General features: G+C 56.2%; 23 protein-coding genes. 7 read left to right on the top strand and 16 right to left on the bottom strand.

What is annotated here, in order from left to right; translation table 11 throughout:
* Positions 1-36 precede the first annotated feature (36 nt).
* Entirely contained in the window at positions 37-1,368 is a 1,332-nt protein-coding gene (gene mepM / locus EGO56_RS08185) for a murein DD-endopeptidase MepM (RefSeq protein WP_135908452.1), read from the bottom strand.
* Positions 1,369-1,381: 13 nt separating this feature from the next.
* Positions 1,382-2,329, bottom strand: a complete 948-nt coding sequence (gene znuA / locus EGO56_RS08180; protein WP_095707041.1) for a zinc ABC transporter substrate-binding protein ZnuA — start codon at positions 2,327-2,329, stop codon at positions 1,382-1,384.
* Positions 2,330-2,406: 77 nt separating this feature from the next.
* Here znuA and znuC point away from each other — a divergent pair, with 77 nt between their 5' ends.
* A complete protein-coding gene (gene znuC / locus EGO56_RS08175; protein WP_013358168.1) occupies positions 2,407-3,162 on the top strand; it encodes a zinc ABC transporter ATP-binding protein ZnuC in 756 nt (251 codons plus the stop codon).
* Entirely contained in the window at positions 3,159-3,944 is a 786-nt protein-coding gene (znuB, locus tag EGO56_RS08170; protein ID WP_013358169.1) for a zinc ABC transporter permease subunit ZnuB, read from the top strand. Before znuC ends, znuB begins: the two co-directional genes overlap by 4 nt.
* Here znuB and ruvB read toward each other — a convergent pair whose 3' ends face one another.
* From ruvB to aspS, 6 genes are all read right to left on the bottom strand, one after another.
* Positions 3,945-4,949 carry a Holliday junction branch migration DNA helicase RuvB gene (gene ruvB / locus EGO56_RS08165; protein ID WP_061062680.1) on the bottom strand — a complete coding sequence of 335 codons (1,005 nt, stop codon included), beginning with the start codon at positions 4,947-4,949 and terminating at the stop codon, positions 3,945-3,947. It abuts the gene before it with no gap.
* 8 nt (positions 4,950-4,957) lie between these two features.
* Entirely contained in the window at positions 4,958-5,572 is a 615-nt protein-coding gene (gene ruvA, locus EGO56_RS08160) for a Holliday junction branch migration protein RuvA (protein WP_003849207.1), read from the bottom strand.
* 94 nt (positions 5,573-5,666) lie between these two features.
* The gene (ruvC, locus tag EGO56_RS08155; protein ID WP_003849205.1) at positions 5,667-6,194 is read right to left on the bottom strand and encodes a crossover junction endodeoxyribonuclease RuvC; all 528 of its coding nucleotides are present in this window, start codon (positions 6,192-6,194) and stop codon (positions 5,667-5,669) included.
* Positions 6,195-6,231: 37 nt separating this feature from the next.
* Positions 6,232-6,975 (bottom strand): YebC/PmpR family DNA-binding transcriptional regulator, encoded by a 744-nt coding sequence (locus EGO56_RS08150; RefSeq protein ID WP_033732924.1) that lies wholly within the window; start codon positions 6,973-6,975, stop codon positions 6,232-6,234.
* Between the two features lie 285 nt (positions 6,976-7,260).
* A complete protein-coding gene (nudB, locus tag EGO56_RS08145; RefSeq protein ID WP_135908450.1) occupies positions 7,261-7,692 on the bottom strand; it encodes a dihydroneopterin triphosphate diphosphatase in 432 nt (143 codons plus the stop codon).
* A complete protein-coding gene (aspS, locus tag EGO56_RS08140) occupies positions 7,692-9,470 on the bottom strand; it encodes an aspartate--tRNA ligase (RefSeq protein ID WP_135908448.1) in 1,779 nt (592 codons plus the stop codon). Before aspS ends, nudB begins: the two co-directional genes overlap by 1 nt.
* A gap of 211 nt (positions 9,471-9,681) precedes the next feature.
* Here aspS and EGO56_RS08135 point away from each other — a divergent pair, with 211 nt between their 5' ends.
* From EGO56_RS08135 to cmoB, 4 genes are all read left to right on the top strand, one after another.
* Positions 9,682-10,503: a DUF72 domain-containing protein gene (locus EGO56_RS08135; RefSeq protein ID WP_135908446.1), complete on the top strand. Its 822-nt coding sequence runs from the start codon at positions 9,682-9,684 to the stop codon at positions 10,501-10,503.
* 69 nt (positions 10,504-10,572) lie between these two features.
* Positions 10,573-10,968 carry an MAPEG family protein gene (locus EGO56_RS08130; protein ID WP_135908444.1) on the top strand — a complete coding sequence of 132 codons (396 nt, stop codon included), beginning with the start codon at positions 10,573-10,575 and terminating at the stop codon, positions 10,966-10,968.
* An 81-nt stretch (positions 10,969-11,049) separates the two neighbouring features.
* Positions 11,050-11,778: a carboxy-S-adenosyl-L-methionine synthase CmoA gene (cmoA, locus tag EGO56_RS08125; RefSeq protein ID WP_033732927.1), complete on the top strand. Its 729-nt coding sequence runs from the start codon at positions 11,050-11,052 to the stop codon at positions 11,776-11,778.
* The gene (gene cmoB, locus EGO56_RS08120; RefSeq protein WP_033732928.1) at positions 11,775-12,743 is read left to right on the top strand and encodes a tRNA 5-methoxyuridine(34)/uridine 5-oxyacetic acid(34) synthase CmoB; all 969 of its coding nucleotides are present in this window, start codon (positions 11,775-11,777) and stop codon (positions 12,741-12,743) included. The genes cmoA and cmoB overlap by 4 nt, the downstream gene beginning before the upstream one ends.
* Positions 12,744-12,747: 4 nt before the next feature.
* Here the strand turns inward: cmoB and EGO56_RS08115 are convergent, their stop codons facing one another.
* A complete protein-coding gene (locus tag EGO56_RS08115) occupies positions 12,748-13,371 on the bottom strand; it encodes a LysE family translocator (protein ID WP_135908442.1) in 624 nt (207 codons plus the stop codon).
* 144 nt (positions 13,372-13,515) lie between these two features.
* On the opposite strand from EGO56_RS08115, the gene EGO56_RS08110 reads away from it, so the two are divergent.
* Positions 13,516-14,613, top strand: a complete 1,098-nt coding sequence (locus EGO56_RS08110) for a glycerol dehydrogenase (RefSeq protein ID WP_135908440.1) — start codon at positions 13,516-13,518, stop codon at positions 14,611-14,613.
* A gap of 30 nt (positions 14,614-14,643) precedes the next feature.
* Here EGO56_RS08110 and EGO56_RS08105 read toward each other — a convergent pair whose 3' ends face one another.
* The 7 genes from EGO56_RS08105 to EGO56_RS08075 all read right to left on the bottom strand — a co-directional run bounded on the left by EGO56_RS08105 (position 14,644) and on the right by EGO56_RS08075 (position 21,040).
* Positions 14,644-15,492: a hypothetical protein gene (locus EGO56_RS08105; RefSeq protein ID WP_135908438.1), complete on the bottom strand. Its 849-nt coding sequence runs from the start codon at positions 15,490-15,492 to the stop codon at positions 14,644-14,646.
* 311 nt (positions 15,493-15,803) lie between these two features.
* On the bottom strand, positions 15,804-16,826 hold the full coding sequence (locus EGO56_RS08100; RefSeq protein ID WP_135908436.1) for a C45 family autoproteolytic acyltransferase/hydrolase: 1,023 nt from the start codon (positions 16,824-16,826) through the stop codon (positions 15,804-15,806).
* A 20-nt stretch (positions 16,827-16,846) separates the two neighbouring features.
* The gene (glnQ, locus tag EGO56_RS08095; protein WP_135910542.1) at positions 16,847-17,569 is read right to left on the bottom strand and encodes a glutamine ABC transporter ATP-binding protein GlnQ; all 723 of its coding nucleotides are present in this window, start codon (positions 17,567-17,569) and stop codon (positions 16,847-16,849) included.
* A gap of 2 nt (positions 17,570-17,571) precedes the next feature.
* Positions 17,572-18,228, bottom strand: a complete 657-nt coding sequence (gene glnP, locus EGO56_RS08090; RefSeq protein ID WP_135908434.1) for a glutamine ABC transporter permease GlnP — start codon at positions 18,226-18,228, stop codon at positions 17,572-17,574.
* 51 nt (positions 18,229-18,279) lie between these two features.
* Entirely contained in the window at positions 18,280-19,032 is a 753-nt protein-coding gene (glnH, locus tag EGO56_RS08085) for a glutamine ABC transporter substrate-binding protein GlnH (RefSeq protein ID WP_135908432.1), read from the bottom strand.
* A gap of 128 nt (positions 19,033-19,160) precedes the next feature.
* Positions 19,161-19,715, bottom strand: a complete 555-nt coding sequence (locus EGO56_RS08080; RefSeq protein WP_185948876.1) for a carboxymuconolactone decarboxylase family protein — start codon at positions 19,713-19,715, stop codon at positions 19,161-19,163.
* Positions 19,712-21,040 (bottom strand): aspartate aminotransferase family protein, encoded by a 1,329-nt coding sequence (locus EGO56_RS08075; protein WP_135908430.1) that lies wholly within the window; start codon positions 21,038-21,040, stop codon positions 19,712-19,714. The genes EGO56_RS08080 and EGO56_RS08075 overlap by 4 nt, the downstream gene beginning before the upstream one ends.
* Between the last annotated feature and the right edge of the window lie 49 nt (positions 21,041-21,089).

The raw sequence follows: 21,089 nt of genomic DNA, 5'->3' as shown, positions 1-21,089 counted from the left end.
AAGCCGTCGGTTTTTGCGCGATTTGACGAAATTCGCTTACTTCAGACCCAGCTGAGGCAGCCAGGATTTAACCTGTGCCATGTAATCGCTGCGATCTTTGCCGGTCAGACCCTCCATGCGCGGCAGCTTCGCCGTTAATGGGTTAACCGCCTGGTTATTGATCCAGATTTCAAAATGCAGATGCGGTCCGGTGGAGCGTCCGGTGTTGCCGGACAGTCCAATACGGTCACCACGTTTCACTTTCTGACCTGGCTTCACCAGCACTTTCTTCATGTGCATATAGCGCGTCATATACTGACGGCCATGGCGTATAGCGACGTAGTTACCGGCGGCACCGCCGTTTTTCGCTACCACGATCTCACCATCACCGACGGCCAGCACCGGCGTACCGATTGGCAGCGCAAAGTCGACGCCTTTGTGCGGCGCAATGCGGCCGGTTACCGGGTTAAGACGACGCGGATTAAAGTTGGAAGAGACACGATACTGCTTAACCGTCGGGAAGCGCATAAAACCGCGTGCCAGACCGGAGCCGCTGCGATCGTAGAACTTGCCATCTTCCGCGCGGAAAGCGTAATAGTCTTTGCCACCGCTGCGCAGGCGCACGCCCAGCAACTGACTCTGCGCACTCCTGCCATCCAGCATTTCACGTGACATCAGCACGCTGAACTGGTCGCCAGCACGCAGCTTACGGAAGTCCATCTGCCACTGCATCGCTTTAATCACGGCGCTGGCTTCAGCCCCGCTCAACCCCGCTCGCATGGCGCTGGCGGCGAAACTGCCGCGCACTTCGCCCTGCATCACGCTGTTGCGCCATTCGCCCTTCTGCATCTCCGCATCCATCTTAAAGCCACCGGCTGGGGTGCGCTCATAGGTACGGGTTTCGCGACGGGATATTTCCCAGCTCAGGGTTTTCAGGCCACCATCATCATCCAGCGTCCAGCTCAGCTGCTGACCGACCTGCAGATTACGCAGATCGCGATCGCTCACCACCAGCGCATTGATGTCACCGATGTCGATGCCATACTGATTCAGGGCACTGCTCAGGGTATCGCCGGATGAGACGGTGTAGTCATGCACCCCTGCCGTTTCGGGCACGTCAGTGTCGACATCATCCGCAGGCAGCTCTTCGTCCGGTTCCGGTGTGCTCTGATCGATCGGCTCACTGGCTTCCGGCAACAGCGTGCGGAGCGTGTTCTTATCCAGTTCAATGTTTTTAACGATGGGCGTCACATCATCCGTCGGATGATAAACGTAAGGCCGCCAGACAGCGACGGCCAGAGTGACTACAGTTAACGATCCCAGCATTACGCGGTGGGGGCGCGGCAAATTATTAAATGCGAGGGCGACAGAGCGGGCTATCTGCTGCACTTTTACCTATTCCTCATGCTCCATTCAGGCAGCTTTCATACTGGCTCGACAGTTGTGAGAGGAATTTCACATAGCTGTCTTTGGCTAAGCTGATGTCCGTGCCCAGGGGATCAAGCGTGCCTTTACGCACCTGTGTTCCGCGGGAGACAGCATCGATGACTGCTGGTCTGAATTGTGGCTCAGCAAAGACGCAGACCGCCTTTTGCTCAACCAACTGTGTTCGTATCTGGTGTAAACGCTGAGCGCCCGGTTGAATTTCAGGATTGACGGTAAAATGCCCGGCGGGCGAGAGACCGTAGTGCTTTTCAAAGTACGTGTAAGCGTCGTGAAAAACGAAATATCCTTTATTTCTGACCGGAGCAAGTTGTGCGCTGACGCGTTTGTCCGTGTCTGCCAAAGCTACCTCAAACTGCTGGAGGTTGGCGTCAAGTTTGGCCTTATCTTGCGGCATAAGTTCCAATAATTTTCCATGGATTGCAACCGCGGTTTTGCGCGCAATCTCTGGCGACAACCACAGGTGCATATTAAACTCGCCGTGATGATGATGATGCGCTTCAGCATCCTGATCTTCGGATTTTTCCGCTGCGTGTTCATCTTCATCTTCACCACCGCTAATCAATAACGGTTTTACCCCGTCGATGTTCACCATCGCGAGGTTTTTTTGAGCCGGAAGTTCAGCCGCAGACTTCGCCATAAAGGCTTCCATTTCTGGCCCGACCCAGACAACTAAGTCCGCGTTTTTTAAGCGTTTTGCATCAGATGGCCGCAGGGCATAGTCGTGTTCAGACGCGCCATCCGGCAGCAGCACCTCGACCGGTGTGACACCATCGGCAATGGCAGCAGCAATAAAACCTACCGGTTTGAGTGAAGCCACGACATTCGCCTGGGCAGGAAGGGTTAACAAAGCTGAAACAGATAAAGCAGTCAGGGCGAAAATTGTGCCCTTTTTATTATGTAACATATTGCGTCATTCCATCGTGACCATGAGGTGGAATGTGATATTATAACATTCGAAATTCTGTGCAACCTGTAAATACTATGACCTCACTTGTCACACTCGATAACGTTTCGATAAAATTTAACCAGCGCAATGTCTTATCAGGCGTCAGCCTGGCATTGCAGCCTGGCCGCATTCTCACCCTGCTGGGTCCCAACGGTGCCGGAAAATCAACGCTGGTGCGTGTGGTGCTCGGCCTGCTCGCCCCTACAACCGGTTCGGTTCAGCGTGATCCTGCTCTGCGTATCGGCTACGTGCCACAGAAGCTGCACATCGATCCCACCCTGCCGGTCACGGTTGAGCGCTTTATGCGTCTGACCCGGGGCAGCAAACACGCGGAGATTATGCCAGCACTGAAACGTGTGCAGGCGGGCCATCTGCTCAACTCCCCGCTGCAGAAGCTGTCCGGCGGTGAAACTCAGCGTGTGTTGCTGGCACGCGCCCTGCTGAATCAGCCTCAGTTGCTGGTGCTGGATGAACCGACGCAGGGTGTGGATGTGAACGGTCAGGTTGCCCTGTATGACCTGATCAATCAGTTACGCGTGGAACTGAACTGCGGCGTGCTGATGGTTTCCCACGATCTGCATCTGGTGATGGCAAAAACCGACGAAGTGTTGTGCCTCAATCACCATATCTGCTGTTCGGGCACGCCGGAAGCCGTCTCGCAGCATCCCGAATTTATCGCGATGTTTGGCCCGCGTGGCGCGCAGGAGCTGGCGATCTACCGTCATCATCATAATCACCGTCACGACCTTCAGGGACGTATCGTTTTACGCAAAGGACAGGGTTCATCATGATTGAGTTGTTATTACCAGGCTGGATAGGCGGTGTGATGTTAGCGCTGGCTGCCGGTCCGCTGGGTTCGTTCGTCGTCTGGCGCAAGATGTCCTATTTTGGCGATACCCTGGCGCATGCGTCTCTGCTCGGCGTAGCCTTTGGCCTGCTGCTGAACGTGAACCCCTACTACGCGGTGATTCTGGTGACGGTCTGCCTGGCGCTGGGACTGGTCTGGCTGGAGCGGCGTCCGCATCTGGCAATTGATACCCTGCTGGGCATTATGGCGCACAGCGCGCTGTCGCTGGGCCTGGTCGTCGTCAGCCTGATGAAGAACGTGCGCGTCGATCTAATGGCGTATCTGTTTGGCGACCTGCTGGCCGTAACGCCTGATGACCTCTGGATGATGGGTGGCGGCGTGATAATTGTGCTGCTGGTGATGGCGTGGCAGTGGCGTTCGCTGCTGTCGATGACCATCAGCCCGGAACTGGCGCAGGTGGATGGCGTGAATATCCAGCGAACCCGGCTGATTCTGATGCTGGTTACGGCGCTGACAATTGGCGTGGCGATGAAGTTTGTGGGTGCGCTGATTATCACTTCACTGCTGATTATTCCGGCTGCCACCGCACGTCGTTTTGTGCGCTCGCCGGAAGGCATGGCGGCCGTTGCGGTGGTCATCGGCGTGATTGCCGTCACCGGCGGTCTTACCTTCTCTGCGTTCTACGACACGCCTGCCGGGCCGTCCGTGGTGCTCTGCGCCGCCATCCTGTTTATCTTCAGCATGGTGCGCAAACCGGCTATGTAATTACTCTTCGCGCGTAATGCCGAAGTGACGATAAGCATGCTGCGTGGCCAGACGGCCACGCGGTGTGCGCTGAATAAAACCCTGCTGAATCAGGAAGGGTTCAATCACATCTTCGATGGTCTCACGCTCTTCACCAATCGCGGCCGCCAGGTTATCCAGCCCCACCGGCCCACCCATAAACTTGTCGATGATCGCCAGCAGCAGTTTGCGGTCCATATAGTCGAACCCTTCGCTGTCGACGTTAAGCATATCCAGCGCGCTGCAGGAGACCTCACCGCTGAGATCACCATTAGCCCGCACTTCGGCAAAGTCACGCACGCGGCGCAGCAGGCGGTTGGCGATACGCGGGGTGCCGCGTGCGCGACGGGCGATTTCTAACGCCCCTTCGTCACTCAATGCCAGGCCCAGACAGGCGGCACTGCGTCCCACGATGTGCTGCAAATCTTTCACCTGATAGAACTCCAGACGCTGCACAATGCCAAAGCGATCGCGCAACGGCGAGGTCAGCGAGCCTGCACGGGTGGTGGCACCAATCAGGGTAAACGGCGGCAAATCGAGCTTAATCGAACGCGCTGCCGGGCCTTCACCGATCATGATATCCAGCTGATAGTCTTCCATTGCCGGGTAGAGCACCTCTTCCACCACTGGTGACAGGCGATGGATCTCATCGATAAACAGCACGTCATGCGGTTCAAGGTTGGTCAGCATCGCCGCCAGATCGCCCGCCTTCTCCAGCACCGGACCCGAGGTGGTACGCAGGTTCACGCCCATCTCGTTGGCCACGATGTTCGCCAGCGTGGTTTTCCCCAGACCTGGCGGACCGAAGATCAGCAGATGATCCAGCGCATCGCCACGCAGCTGTGCGGCTTTGATGAAAATCTCCATCTGCTCACGCACCTGCGGCTGACCGACATACTCGGTGAGCATCTTCGGGCGAATGGCGCGGTCAATTATCTCTTCTTCGTTAATACTGGCAGCGGAGACCAGGCGGTCGGCTTCTATCATGACTTACCTCAAATGGCGGCGCGGAGCGCTTCGCGGATCAGGGTTTCGCAATCCGCATCCGGTCGGCCGACTTTACTGATCATACGGCTCGCTTCCTGCGGTTTATAACCCAGTGATACCAGCGCTGCAACCGCTTCGGATTCCGCATCGTTGGTTTCCGGCTCGGCGCTCGGTGTGGTAAGCGTAAAGGCCGAATCGCCGCCAAACAGGTCGCCGTGCATCCCTTTGAAGCGGTCCTTCATCTCGACGACCAGACGCTCAGCGGTCTTTTTACCCACGCCAGGCAGTTTTACCAGTGACGCGATCTCTTCTTTCTCAACAGCGGTCACAAACTGCTGCGCCGACATGCCGGAGAGGATCGCCAGTGCCAGCTTGGGGCCGACGCCATTCACTTTAATCAGTTCGCGAAACAGTGCGCGCTCCTGCTTGCTGTTAAAACCAAACAGCAGCTGAGCATCTTCACGCACCACGAAGTGGGTAAAAATCACCGCTTCGTGCTGAAGTTCAGGCAATTCATAAAAACAGGTCATGGGCATGTAAATTTCATAACCGACGCCGTGTGCCTCAAGCAGCACCAGTGGCGGCTGCTTTTCCAGAATGTTGCCCCGTAAACGACCTATCACCTGAATGCTTCCTTAACTAACGAATGTGGCGGATTTTATAACATAAAAAAGGCTGGATGAATATCCAGCCTGAGCGTCTGTTCTGTGCGATGCCCTAACCTGAGCGCAACCGTCCGCGCGTCAGCACCAGCTTGCTGTCACTCATGCGCGCGGCGTTTTGCGCCACGTGACAGTGAGTAATGGCTATCGCCAGCGCATCGGCGGCGTCCGCCTGCGGGTTTGCCGGCAGTTTCAGCAGGGTTCGCACCATATGCTGCACCTGACTTTTCTCGGCGCTGCCGATGCCCACCACCGTCTGTTTAACCTGACGGGCGGCATACTCAAACACCGGCAGATCGTGGTTTACCGCAGCAACGATCGCGGCACCCCGCGCCTGGCCGAGCTTCAGCGCAGAGTCAGCATTCTTCGCCATAAACACCTGCTCGATAGCGAAGAAATCGGGTGAAAACTGCGTGATAATTTCGCACACGCCCGCATAAATCAGCTTCAGGCGGGCGGGCAACTCGGTGGTATTGGTGCGGATACAGCCGCTGCCCAGATAGGTGAGCTGGCGGCCGGTCTGACGAATAACACCATAACCGGTGATGCGTGAGCCGGGATCGATACCCAGAATAATCGACATTACGCCTCTCCGGTTAACGCTGTGACGGTAAACGCCATTACAGCGTTTCCGCCACCTCGTCGGAGATCTCACCGTTGTGATAAACCTCCTGCACGTCGTCGCAATCTTCCAGCATGTCGATCAGACGCAGCAGTTTTGGTGCGGTTTCCGCATCCATTTCCGCTTTGGTCGTCGGGATCATTGCCACTTCTGCGGTATCCGCTTTCAGGCCAGCGGCTTCCAGTGCATCACGCACGGTGCCCATCTCTTCCCATGCGGTAAAGACATCAATTGCGCCGTCGTCATAGGTGACGATGTCTTCGCCGCCCGCTTCCAGTGCGGCTTCCATCACTGCGTCTTCATCCTGACCTGGCGCGAAGGAGATGACGCCTTTTTTGTTGAACAGGTAAGCCACGGAGCCGTCGGTACCAAGGTTGCCGCCGGTTTTGGTGAAGGCGTGACGCACTTCGCCCACGGTACGGTTACGGTTATCACTCAGGCATTCAATCATGATGGCTGAGCCGCCAGGACCGTAACCTTCATAGATGATGGTTTCCATGTTGGCGTTGTCATCGCCGCCCACACCGCGAGCGATAGCGCGATCCATGGTGTCACGGGTCATGTTGTTCGCCAGCGCTTTATCCATTGCTGCACGCAGACGCGGGTTGGAACCCGGATCGCCACCGCCCAGCTTGGCCGCCGTCACCAGTTCACGAATGATTTTGGTGAAGATTTTGCCGCGCTTGGCATCCTGCGCCGCCTTACGGTGTTTGGTGTTTGCCCACTTACTGTGTCCTGCCATGTTAACTTTTCTCCGATCTTTTACAGGGTGCAGGCTCTCCTGGCTGCGAGCTTATTTACCGTCGGTGCTCAGCCAGGTAAGTGACAACCTGACTGCTCTGAGAGGCGAGCGTTGCGCATCATCCTCACGTAGCGGTATACGGAGGCGACGTCGCGCTGACGGTGAACAATTTCGTGGCGAGGATGACGCCTGACTGTTCAATAGGTTGGTGTAGTCCTGTTAAAACTCACCAGATTCATAAAATTTAATCTATCCGCCGCCGGAATACCGGGCGATGGCGAGCATTCAGATAAATTCTTCAATTGCCTGGCGGTTACTCCACGATCGGGTTAATGCTGCAGCGTCAGCGGGTGCCAGCCAGCGAAACGCCAGATGCTCGGTCAGCGTGATATCCCGCTCTTCCGGCAGTTGCAGGCGAAACCAGTGTTCGTGATTATGGGTGACATCCGGTGCATAGCGATGGCGAAAATGGGGAAAGATTTCAAAGTCAATCTGACGCTGACAATCCTCTATTTCCAGCCGCTCAGCCAGCACGTCAATGCCGACCTCTTCATTCACCTCACGATACGCAGTTGCCAGCGGTGACTCTCCCGCTTCCAGGCTGCCGGTCACCGACTGCCAGAACGCGGGATCGTCACGCCGCTGCAGCATCAGCACCCGGCCAGTATCGCGCGCCGAAATGACGACCAGCACTGAAACCGGGTGTTTATAGCCCATTATTTATTCTCAGGCTTTTCTTTTTTAACCACCTGAATACCGAGCTCCAGCAGAGAAGCCGGGTTCGCTTCGCTTGGCGCTTCGGTCATCATGCAGGCTGCGGCCGTGGTTTTCGGGAACGCGATAACATCACGAATGTTGTCGGTGCCGGTCAGCAGCATGGTCAGGCGATCCAGACCAAAGGCCAGGCCCGCATGCGGTGGTGTACCGAACTTCAGCGCATCCAGCAGGAAGCCAAACTTCTCGCGCTGCTCGTGCTCTTCAATACCCAGAATGCTGAACACCGTCTGCTGCATTTTGCCGTTGTGGATACGCACTGAACCGCCACCCACTTCATAACCATTGATCACCATGTCGTAGGCGTTCGCCACGGCACGGGTCGGATCGGCCGCCAGCTCTTCTGCGCTCATCTCTTTCGGCGCAGTGAACGGATGGTGCATCGCGGCCAGACCGTCCTCTTCGTCCTCTTCAAACATCGGGAAGTCGATCACCCACAGCGGTGCCCAGGCTTTCTCATCGGTGATGCTCAGCTCGCGGCCCACTTTCAGGCGCAGCGCCCCCAGTGCGTCCGCGACCACTTTGGCGCGATCGGCACCAAAGAAGATGATGTCGCCATCCTGTGCGCCGGTACGGCTCAGAATGCCTTCAACGATCTCTGCATTGAGGAACTTGGCAACCGGGCTCTGCACGCCTTCCAGGCCGTCGGCACGGATGTTAACCTTCATCCACGCCAGCCCTTTCGCACCATAAATCTCGACGAACTTGCCATATTCATCAATCTGCTTACGGCTCAGCTGGGCACCGGTCGGCACGCGCAGCGCGGCAACACGGCCTTTTTCATCGTTAGCCGGGCCAGAGAAGACCTGGAACTCCACGTTTTTCAGCAGGTCGCCAACGTCCACCAGCTCCATCGGGTTACGCAGATCCGGCTTATCGGAACCGTAGCGATGCATCGCTTCCGCAAAGGTCATCTGCGGGAACTCACCGAGGTCCACGCCCTGCACGTCCTGCCACAGATTGCGGATTAGACGCTCCATGATTTCACGCACCTGTGGTGCAGTCATAAAGGAGGTTTCTACGTCGATCTGGGTAAATTCTGGCTGGCGATCGGCTCGTAAATCTTCGTCGCGGAAGCATTTTACGATCTGATAGTAGCGGTCAAAGCCGGACATCATCAGCAGCTGTTTGAACAGCTGTGGTGACTGCGGCAGCGCATAAAATTTGCCTTTGTGAACGCGGCTTGGCACCAGATAGTCGCGCGCGCCTTCTGGCGTCGCCTTGGTCAGCATCGGGGTTTCGATATCCAGGAAACCTTCATCATCCATAAAGCGACGGACAAAGCTGGTAATTTTTGCGCGGGTTTTCAGACGCGTCACCATCTCAGGGCGACGCAGATCCAGATAGCGGTATTTCAGGCGCGCTTCTTCGCTGTTGGTCTGATTCGAGTCCAGCGGCAGGGGCTCAGAGCGGTTGATGATGGTCAGCGCCTGGGCAAACACTTCGACTTCGCCAGTCGCCATGTCGCTGTTTTTGTTCTTCTCATCGCGTGCGCGCACGGTACCGGTGATCTGGATGCAGAATTCGTTACGCAGTTCAGAAGCCAGCTTAAATGCGTCCTGACGATCGGGATCAAAAAACACCTGCACGATGCCTTCACGGTCGCGCATGTCGATAAAAATCAAACTGCCCAGATCGCGACGGCGGTTTACCCAGCCGCAAAGCGTGACTTGCTGACCCACATGAGACAGATTGAGCTGTCCGCAATATTCTGTACGCATAACACTATCCTTTTAACTTCGCCGCTGCAGCTGACAGCATCCGGCCGCGTTACCTGATGCGATGCTGTCGCAAAAATGGCGGCCATTATAATGGAAAAAGCCAGACAGGATAAGCAGATCAGCGCCAAAGCGCCGATTTCCTGTGTGCATTTGCCCCTCAGCCCGACCATAGCGGATAATGCAATCTCTTAACCTGCAGCCAGGAGCGCGCGTGACACTTCGTATTGGCCTGCCCCAGTGGCAGCATTCACACTGGAAACGCTGGGGTATCGAAAGCCTGGCGGACTATGCCCGCTACTTCCACTGCGTAGAGGGAAATACCACCCTCTATGCGCTGCCGAATGCGGAAACGGTGATGCGCTGGCGCGACATGACGCACGATGCATTTCGCTTCTGCTTTAAATTTCCCAGTACCATCAGCCATCAGGCGGCGCTGCAGCATAGCGATGATCTGCTGACCGATTTTCTGCGCCTGATGGAACCGCTAGCCGACCGCATCGGTCAGTACTGGCTGCAGCTGCCCGCCAGCTTCTCCCCGGCTCAGCTCAACGACCTGTGGCTTTTTCTGGATAGTCTGCCGCGCCGCTTTCACTACGGCGTCGAAGTGCGTCATCCGGCTTTCTTCGCCAAGGGCGAGGCGGAACGGTCACTCAATCGGGGCCTGCTTGAGCGCGGCATCAATCGTGTGATGCTCGATAGCCGTCCGGTTCACGCCTCCACCTCGCAAAGTCCGGCGGCACTGGTCGCGCGTTCGCAGAAGCCGAAAGTGCCGCCGCATGCCCTGCGAACCGGCTCCCAGCCGATGGTGCGCTTTATCGGCAGCGATAGCGTGGACGAGAGCATTCCCCTGTTTCAGATCTGGCGGCCCAAGCTGGCTGAGTGGCAGCAACAGGGCGACGCCATGCTGTTTCTGCACACCCCCGATATGGGCCAGGTTTTTCCGCTGGTGCAGGCACTGTGGCCGCAGTTGCAGGAGATCGATCCGGCTATTGGCAATGGACCAGACTGGCCGCAACAGACGTCACTGTTTTGATTGCGTTACAGGACAGCGGGCTGCACGCCCGTTAGAATAGAATCATTATGGACAGTCGCTGGAGTGGCTATGGTTAGCGCGTTATATGTGGTGATAGGGGCATTGCTGGTAATGAAATTCACGCTGGATGTGGTGCGTTACCGCCGGTTCTACCGGGTGGCGTATGGCGATGGCGGCTATCACGACCTGAAAATGGCGATCCGCATTCATGGCAATGCCATTGAAACCATTCCGCTGGCGCTGTTTCTGCTGGTGATGATGGAGATGAACGGCACCGATATCTGGATGGTACATCTCACCGGCCTGCTGTTCTTTATCAGCCGCCTGCTGCATGCGTGGGGATTGCGCAGCAGTGCCATGGCGGGCCGTAAATATGGCATGCTCCTGACGCTGTTTTCCCTGTGCGGCATGGTGATTTTCAACCTGATCTACATGCCGTGGGAACTGGTCCTGACGCTCCATTAAGCCAGCCTGGGTTAAGGGGTGCAGCCCGCCCCACTTTCTGCGAGAATAACGCCCTTTCCGTCGTCTCTTCGGATTTTCGATATGTCTGACCGCGATCAACTCTTCTCAGCGCCCATTGCAAAACTGGGCGACTGGACTTTTGACGAGCGTGTAGCTGAAGTCTTTCCTGACATGATTCAGCGCTCGGTGCCGGGCTATTCCAACATCATTTCGATGATTGGCATGCTGGCAGAACGTTTTGTTACCCCGGACAGCAGGGTCTATGACCTGGGCTGCTCGCTGGGCGCGGCCACCCTCTCGGTGCGCCGCAATATTCATGTGCCAGGTTGCCAGATCATCGCGGTGGATAACTCCCCGGCGATGGTGGAGCGCTGCCGCCGGCATCTTGATGCGTTTCGCGCTGACACGCCGGTTACGGTGCTGGAAGCGGATATCCGCGACATTGAGATTGAAGACGCCTCACTGGTGGTGCTCAACTTCACGCTGCAGTTTCTGGAGCCGCCTGCACGCCTGGCGCTGCTGGAAAAGATCTGGCAGGGACTTAAACCGGGCGGCGCGCTGGTGCTGTCGGAGAAGTTCAGCTTTGAAGATGCCGAGGTCGGTGAGCTGTTATTCAACATGCATCACGACTTCAAACGCGCCAACGGCTACAGCGAACTGGAAATCAGCCAGAAACGCAGCATGCTGGAAAATGTGATGCTGACTGACAGCGTCGAAGCGCATAAAGCCCGCCTGAAACAGGCCGGTTTCTCGCACGCCGAACTCTGGTTCCAGTGCTTTAATTTTGGATCTCTGGTGGCGTTGAAATGATCGACTTTGGCCGTTTTTATCAGCAAATTGCAGTGGGCCCGCTGGCGAAGTGGCTGGAAGTATTACCGGCGCAAATCAGCGAATGGCAGCGTGAAAACCTGCATGGTCACTTTCGTGACTGGTACAAGTCGCTGGAGTATCTGCCGCTGCTGGAGCCGCAAAAGCTCGACCTGCTGCACAGCGTCACCGCCGACCGCGATGACATCAGCGACCGCCATCGTCAGGGGATTGAGAAACTACTGCGTAACCTGATGCCGTGGCGCAAAGGGCCCTACTTCCTCTACGGCACCCACATCAACACTGAATGGCGATCTGACTGGAAGTGGGAACGCGTGCTGCCGCACATCTCCCCGCTGGCGGGCCGGACGGTGCTGGATGTGGGCTGTGGCAGCGGTTACCACATGTGGCGGATGATTGGCGCGGGCGCACATCTGGTCGTGGGCATCGATCCAATGCAGCTGTTCCTGGTGCAGTTCGAAGCAGTGCGTAAGCTGCTGAATGACGACCGCCGGGCGCATATGCTGCCGCTGGGCATTGAGCAGCTACCGGCGTTACAGGCGTTTGATACCGTATTTTCGATGGGTGTGCTCTATCACCGTCGTTCCCCGCTGGATCACCTGTTACAGCTGAAAAATCAGCTGGTGAGTGGGGGCGAGCTGGTGCTGGAAACGCTGGTGATTGAAGGCGATGTCAATCAGGTGCTGGTACCCGGTGAACGCTATGCCCAGATGCGCAACGTCTTCTTCATTCCTTCAGCGGAAGCACTGAAAAGCTGGCTGGAGAAAAGCGGGTTTGTCGATGTGCGGATTGTCGATTTTGCGCTGACCACCACTGAAGAGCAGCGCCGCACCGACTGGATGACCAGCGAGTCGCTGGCGGAATTCCTCGATCCCGAGGACCCCAGCAAAACGGTTGAAGGCTATCCGGCTCCCCTGCGCGCCGTGCTGGTCGCCACCAAACCTTAATGCCCTAGCGGCGAGACAACGCCAGTTTCGCCGCAAATCCAATAAACACGCAGCCGGTCAGGCGATCCATCCCCTTCAGCACATTCGGTTTTCGCAGATGTCCGGAGAAATAGTGGCTGCCGCCAATCAGGACCGCATTCCAGATCAGCCCCAGCAGCATGTGTGCCAGCGCCATTAGCGTGCACCAGAGCGCCACCGACGCCCCCGCCGGGATAAACTGCGGCAGAAAAGTGACGTAAAATACGCCAATTTTCGGGTTCAGCAGATTTCCCATTAATCCCCGGCTGAAGCAGGCCAGATAGCCCTGCTGTTGTGCAGGCTGTTCAGCTGTCTCCACGGATTGCTGACGCGGCTTAAGCAGCATCTTTATGCCCAGATAGAGCAGCCAGCCGGCACCGATCCACTTCAGCAGGTTATAGGCGATCTCAGAGGCCATCAGCAGCGCGCCCAGTCCCAGCCCAACTGCGATGCCCCAGAGCAGACAACCCAGCGTCACGCCAAGGGCTGTCGCCCAGGCGCGCTGCCAGCCCTGCGCAATGGCGGTTCGCAGCACCAGCGCGGTATCAAATCCAGGTGTGAGTGTCAGAATGGTTATTGCAAACAGAAATGAAAAGAGCGTGGCGCTCATGATGATTCTCCGTTATCTCTGAGCAAGGGGTGTTCAGGCAGCTTAACAGCCCATGGCGCGGTCATATGCGGGATCGCCTGCCACGCTGAGCGGATTGTGCCAGGCTGGATCGGGTCGAACCATTCATATTAAGGAGATGTGATTATGAGTAAATTTATTTTTTCATCACCCCGTAAATATGTGCAGGGCGCCGGTGTACTGGATGAGCTGGGCACGTACCTGACTGAGCTGGGCGATCAGGCTTTTCTGGTGGCAGATGAGGTTGTCTGGAAACTGATTGGCGAACGGGCGCAACAGACGCTGCAGTCCGCCGGGGTGAAATTCAGCTGGCAGCAGTTTAATGGCGAAGCCTCCAGTAATGAGATCACCCGTCTCAGTGCGCTGGCGAAGAGTCAGGGCTGTAACGTGGTGGTCGGGCTGGGCGGCGGCAAAACGCTGGACACGGTCAAGGCGGTGGCGGACGAACTTAAACAGCCGGTAGCCATCGTGCCGACCATTGCCTCCACCGATGCCCCCTGTAGCGCGCTGTCGGTGATTTACTCTGACAGCGGCGTATTTGAGAGCTATCGCTTCTACAGCAAAAATCCCGATCTGGTGCTGGTGGATACCGCAGTCTGCGCCAGTGCGCCTGCACGGCTCTTTGCCTCCGGCATTGCCGATGGCCTGGCCACCTGGGTTGAAGCGCAGGCCGTGGCGCGGTCCCATGCTAAATCCATGGTCAGCGGCGATCCGACCCTTGCCGGACTGGCGATTGCCCGCGCCTGCGAAGAAACACTGCTTAAGTGGGGGTACAGCGCCTATATCGCCGTTACCGAAAAACGGGTCACGCCCGCCGTGGAAGCTGTGGTTGAGGCGAACACGCTGCTCTCGGGGCTGGGCTTCGAAAACGGCGGGCTGGCAGCTGCACACGCTATTCACAATGGTTTTACCGCAATCGATGGCGATATCCACCATCTGACCCACGGCGAAAAAGTCGCCTATGGCACACTGACGCAGATGGTGCTGGAGCAGCGGTCGGATGAGGAAATTGCGCGCTATATCCGTTTCTATCGCAGCATCAACATGCCGACCACGCTGCGTGAAATGCATCTGGAGAATGAAAGCTGGGAAAATCTGGTGAAAGTCGGGGCACTGGCGAACAGTGAGGGTGATACGCTGAAAAACCTTAATCCTCATCTGTCACCTGAGGATATCGCCAACGCCCTGCTGGCGCTGGATGCTTTTAGTCAGACGGTGAAATAAGCCGCCAACAGGCGATCATTCGATCGCCTGTTACTCTTCTGCCGCAGGCTGGTCCCAGTACTCATATTTGTAGGCGGAACTGAGATGGCGCTCGATGGTGCCACGCGTGAAGATTTCGGTTTCATGCAGATAGCTCAGGGTACAGTTGCCGACCTCATCCCAGGACTGACACTCATCAACCGAGCGGATGGTGCTCAGCGGTGTGGTCGCCGTGCCGTTGAGCCGCACTTCACGCCATTGGGGATCGTAGGTGTATTCGTCAGTTCCCCGGGCGGAGGTGGTGCGCGTCACCAGCCCCTTTGGATTCCAGTGGTAATGGAACTCGCCGTTAGTCAGCGGATCGCTGCCACGTGCCACACTCTTCTCAAGCCGTAGCTGGCGATCGTAACGATAGGTGGTGTCGGTAAAGCCGGTTTTACCCATGCTGGTAAACCTGTCGGAGGCGCTGGTAATATTGCCATGCTGGCCTTTCTGCCAGTTAATCGTCCCCTGCCGGTTATCAACAACGACTTCTTTGCCCTCTTTCAGCACTTTGACCAGATACGCATATTCCGCCACCCAGCCGCCCTGTACCCTGGCGATATGTTGCTCCATGCTGAGGATCACGTTACGTTCACTTTTGTCGTAGCTGACGTCAGCCACCGTCAGATCGCCACAGGCGTCAAACTGACCCAGCACCCGCTTTTGCGAATTCACATCTTTGCCAAATTCACCTGCAATCACCTGCTTCACTGCGCCTTTCGCATTGCCCCCCAGCAAAATCAGGGTGTTGCTGTTGACCACGGCGGCGTTGTCAGCGCGGCATGCGCTGGCCGCAGCGTTGCCGCTGCACAGTACGGTCAGTATCAGGCTTAAAGTAAGAATCTGATTGCGTTTCATAGGGTAAATTCCAGGCGACGTTGCTTTCAGTGTAAACGCTGCGGGGATGAACAGCGGAAATCCGGGACGATTTAACTCAACCTCTCATGACAGACATCGGCTGTGGCAGCGTAACGGATAGCGTGCAGATTGTGTTGCGGCTTTTGATAAAAGTCCTGGATGACAATTAAAAACGCCTGTACGTGAAGGCTGACAGCCGGCAACAGGAAGCAGACGCGGCGCATAGCCGTTCATCCGCTGGCGATAAAAAACCCGCCTGAGCGGGTTTATAACGTTTTCCTTCGGCGATCCTCTCGCCAGGTCTGGGTTATTTATTCACTAACCACATCCTGCAAAACGGCCTGTCCGCGATCCAGCGTGAACACCTGCCACTCAACCTGTTGTGATTCCAGCGTGAAGATAGCCGTTGCCAGCGTATTCTCTTCGTCGGGATCCTGCGGAGAGAGCCGGTAGATGGGCAATACCACATCATGCTGATCAGACAGAATGGCTTTTGCAGCGTCACCATCAAATGCTGGATCTCCTTTCAGCCACACATCCAGACGCTGCTGGCGTGAAGCAGAGCTGTCGGTGATCACCTGCTCAGTCGCAGTAAGTTGCGGATGGATAAGATGGTTAGCATGCACAAAGAGGCCGGACAGCTGCGTGACAGAACAACCTGTACCGGTCGCTTCAACGCTGAACAGTCGGCTATCGCCCCGCTGCCCCAGCGTATGATGAAAAGCGCCTGCGCGCGGCGACGTCGTCAGTAGCGCAATCGCCTCATCAAGCGTGGCTGCATTCAGCGCTGCACGCGCCAGAATCTGGCGCGGCAGGCCAGCCGGACGATGCACGGCACGAATGTTATTCACCGTGTTCACCACCCCACGGTCATTGACGGCAAACGTATGGCCGCAAATCGAACCCGGGTAGGCAAAGCTGGTGAACCCGATGCCCTGATCCGGCAGCACACGAACCACTGCACAGTCACCCCGTAGCTGCGGAAAACCATCTTCATTGTGCGCAATGACCAACGCCCCATCGCGGCGTTGCCCGGCCACCGTGGTGCAGCCGTCTGAGGTAGAACGCACCAGATCGCCCCGGCAGTTCCATGCAAACACGTCGTCAATGGATGCCTGCAAACCGCTGGCCAGCCCTTCCAGCTCAAGCCAGATTTGCGGGAAGTCAGCCTGAACCTGCGCGCGCATGCGCTGAGTCTGTTCCGTGTGTTTCATGGCCGTGACCGTTTGCCACAGCGCGATGTGCGTCAGTTTCTGATGCCACGCCTCCCGGCCAAATTCGCCGAGCTGCTGACCGATTTCAAACGCCGAACCACTGATTGCAATTTTTTTCATTGTGCTGTCATTCACTTCTTTCAGGAGACGTGTTGCAGGAATTCTTTAAGGCGCGGATTCGTGCTGTCGTTAAGCAGCTTATCAGGTGAGCCATCTTCAGCAATGGTCCCGCCATCAATAAAGATGAGTCTTGAGGCCACATCCCGGGCAAAACCAATCTCGTGAGTCACAATCACCATCGTCATGCCCTCTTCGGCGAGCGAGCGCATCACTTTCAGCACCTCATGACGCAGTTCGGGATCCAGCGCAGAGGTGGGTTCATCAAACAGCATCATTTTGGGTTTTACCGCCAGTGCGCGCGCAATCGCCACACGCTGCTGCTGTCCACCAGAGAGTTCTGCGGGGTAATGACTGGCACGTTCACGCAGGCCGACCCGGTCCAGCAAGGCCAGCGCCTGTTCGCGGGCCGCCGCTTTGCTCTGCCTGCGCACGCGGACAGGGCCAAACATCACATTTTCCAGCGCGGTCAGGTGAGGAAACAGGTGAAACTGCTGGAACACCATGCCCGCCTCGCGGCGGATGTCGCATTCATTCGCATGCGGATCGGTGATGTGCTTGCCCGCCACCAGCAGCGTTCCGGAAGAGATGTCTTCCAGCTTGTTAATACAGCGCAGCAGCGTTGATTTACCCGATCCCGACGGCCCGATGATCACTACCACTTCGCCCGCCTCTATCTTCAGATTGATATCGTGCAGGACCTGCGTCGCGCCAAAATTTTTCGACACAGCATTAAATTCAACCATGCTCATAGAATGTGGATCCTTTTTTCCAGTTGCTTCAGCAGGAAACTCAGGCAGAGCGTCACCAGCAGATAAATCATCGCGACGGCGGTCCAGACCTCCAGTGCGCGGAAATTACCGGCAATAATCTCCTGTCCCTGACGGGTTAGCTCCGCGACACCGATAACAATAAATAGCGACGTATCTTTAATACTGATGATCCACTGGTTGCCCAGCGCGGGGATCATACGCCGCAGTGCCAGCGGCATAATCACATGCCACAGGGTGCTGCGCTGCGATAATCCCATAGCAAGACTCGCCTCTTTAAATCCTTTATTGATAGAGAGGATCGCACCGCGCGTAATCTCGGCGATATAGGCACCGGAATTAATCACAATGGTCACAATCGCCGCTGTAATGGGATCAATACGAATAGGAATAACCACCGGCAGGGCAAAGTAGATAAACATCACCTGCACCATAATTGGCGTGCCGCGAATTAACTCAACGAAAATCAGCGACAGCGTTTTAGTTATTCGCCCACCTAATACGCGACAGGTTCCGGCCAGCAGACCGATTACGAAACCACCCAGCAAACCCGATAATGAAATAATCAGCGTCAGTTGCAAACCCTGCAATAATAACGGCAGGGATTCCCAGATATATTTACTGTCAAAATTCATAGTTCGATCCATTAAGGCGAAATGAGGTCGGACTGTGCCGACCTGTCTGAATTATTTCGGCTGTTTCGCAAACCACTTAACATAGATTTTGTCGTAGGTGCCATCCGCACGCAGCGCCTGCAATGCAGCGTTAACTTTCGGCGTCAGGCTGCTGTTCTTTTGCATCGCGAACCCGTACTGCTGCGGCAGAATGCTGTCTGTCTCACCTGTGGATTTCACTTTGCCATTGCCCGCCTTTTTCACGTAATAGAGTACGTTCGGCGAATCATGCACTACCGCGTCAAGATTACCCGCCTGCAAATCGAGATAAGCGTTATCGATGTTAGGAAACTCAACATAGTCGGCTTTATATTTGCTCTTCATAAAGCTGGCCGCCGCGGTGCCCTGTTTCAGGCCCACTTTCTTACCGGCTAAATCGCTGAATTTTTTGATCGCGGTATCACTGCTTTTTACCGCCATCAGTAAATCCGCATTGTAATAGCCGTCACTGAAATCAACGACCTGTTTCCGCGCATCGGTAATCGTAATACCAGCCATCGCAACATCCAGATTACGGGACTGCAGCCCTGGAATTAAGCCACCAAAATCCATCGGGCGTAATTCATAGCTGACGTTCATCTTTTTAGCGATAGCATTCCACAAGTCAATATCGAAGCCCACATACTTATCGCCCTGTTTAAATTCAAAGGGCACAAATGCGGTATCCACACCTACCATCAGTTTATCCTGAGCAGTAGTAATAAAACTGGCTGAGCAGGCAACTAATACCAATGAGACTTTTAATTTAGAGAATAATCCAGACATATCTAACCCCCGGCGTCGGTGAAATAGCGTACAGTGAATATCATCCGGCGAGGTTATCGCCGGAATGACTGAACAGAATTTATTTGAAATGCAGGGCGTATCAGGCTGCGCCCGGATTAAACGATGACTTATTCAGGAATAATATGATCCTGCGTGTCGGGCACCGGCGTCTGTGCGCCGTTCATGATCATTGAGAGAAAACTGTAATAGCCGTTAATGCCAATCAGATCCACCACGCCCTTCTCGCCCCACAAATCGATGGCCTGCTGCCAGGTAGCGTCGCTGACTTTCTGCTGCTGGTGCAGCTGCTGGCAGAAGTGATAAATCACCCACTCATCGGGTTCGAGGTCTTCCGGCGGGCGCTTTTCATTGATCGCCTGCACGGCGGCCGCAGTAATGCCCTTCTCGCGCGCTATCGGCGCATGGATTGCCCATTCTACCGGCTGTGACCAGTGCCGGGCGGTCATCAGAATGGCCAGCTCTGATAAACGCTGTCCCAGCGCACTGCGATACCGCAGATATTCCCCCATGCGCTGTGCGTGTGCCATCAGCTCAGGGCTGCGTAGCAACGGCTCAAACGGTGGCAGCAGCGCGCCGCGCGGCCCGTTAATGATCTCTTCTGCGAGCGGACGTTGCTGATCGTCCCATTCGTGATGCGCCAGCGGCGGCAGACGGTTAATCATAAGCTGGCCGTCTCTTCACGAATCACCTGCTCCAGCGTTTCCACCACAAAATCAAGCTGTGCTGTCGTGATGATAAAGGGTGGTGCAATCAGAATGTGATCGCCGTATTGCCCGTCAATCGTTCCGCCCATGGGATAAACCATCAGACCCCGTGCCATACAATTAGCTTTAATTCTGGCGTGCAGTTTCAGCGCCGGATCGAACGGCGTTTTGCTGGCTTTATCACGAACCAGTTCAACCCCGGCGAACAGGCCGCGCCCGCGGGTGTCACCGACCTGTGGCAGCTCGCCCAGCCGATCGCGCAGCGCACGTTGCAGGTAATCCCCCTGCTGTTTCACGACTGCTAATAAATTGTCGCGGTTAATGACCTGCTGCACCGCCAAAGCGGCCGATGCCGCCGTTGCGTGGCAGATATAGGTATGACCATGCTGGAACAGTCCGCTGCCCGCCTGCAGAGCGGAGACAATTTTTTCGCTCGCCAGTACCGCACCGATAGGCTGGTAGCCACCCCCCAGCCCTTTGGCGATGGTCACCAGATCCGGCACCACCTCATCCTGTTCAAACGCGTAAAGCGTTCCGGTACGTCCCATGCCGCACATCACTTCATCCGCAATATAGAGCAGGCCGTACTTATCACACAGGGCGCGCACGCCTTTGAAGTAACCCGGTGTAGGCGGCGTTGCGCCGGTGGTCGCGCCTACGACTGTCTCTGCGCAAAAACCGATGATCGTCTCCGGGCCGGCATCAATAATCGCCTGCTCCAGCTCATTCAGCAGGCGCTGCGTATATTGCTGCTGTGTTTCATCAGCACGGCGGTCGCGATATTCATTACAGGCAGAAACGCGGATCACGTCGATTAACAGCGGGGCAAACTGGCGACGACGCCATTCGTTGCCCCCCACCGCCAGCGCACCCAGCGTATTACCGTGGTAACTCTGCTGGCGGGCAATAAAGCGAGTACGGGACGGCTGACCGATTTCAACGAAATATTGCCGGGCCAGCTTCAGCGCCGTTTCTACGGCTTCGGAACCACCCGAAACGAAATAGGCATAATTGAGATCGCCAGGCGCATGGCGGGTCAGATGTTCCGCGAGTTGTTCAACCGTGTCACTGGTAAAAAAACCGGTATGTGCATAGGCGAGCTGGTCGATCTGGCGATGCATCGCAGCCAGCACGTCAGGATGCGCGTGACCTAAGCAGGAAACCGCAGCGCCTCCGCAGGCATCCAGATACTGTTTTCCCTGTGCATCAAAGATGTACGATCCGTGTGCGCCGGTTGCAACGGCGGGCGTGCTGCGCAGACTGCGGTGAATGATATGGCTCATGCTGGGTCCTGCTCCTGAATACGCTGCGATAACTCAGCGCATCTTGCCG

It is taken from the genome of Pantoea vagans, assembly GCF_004792415.1.
Taxonomy (GTDB): Bacteria; Pseudomonadota; Gammaproteobacteria; order Enterobacterales; family Enterobacteriaceae; genus Pantoea; species Pantoea vagans.
Note: the sequence above shows the minus strand (reverse complement) of the source record. Positions and strands in the feature narration are given on the sequence as shown.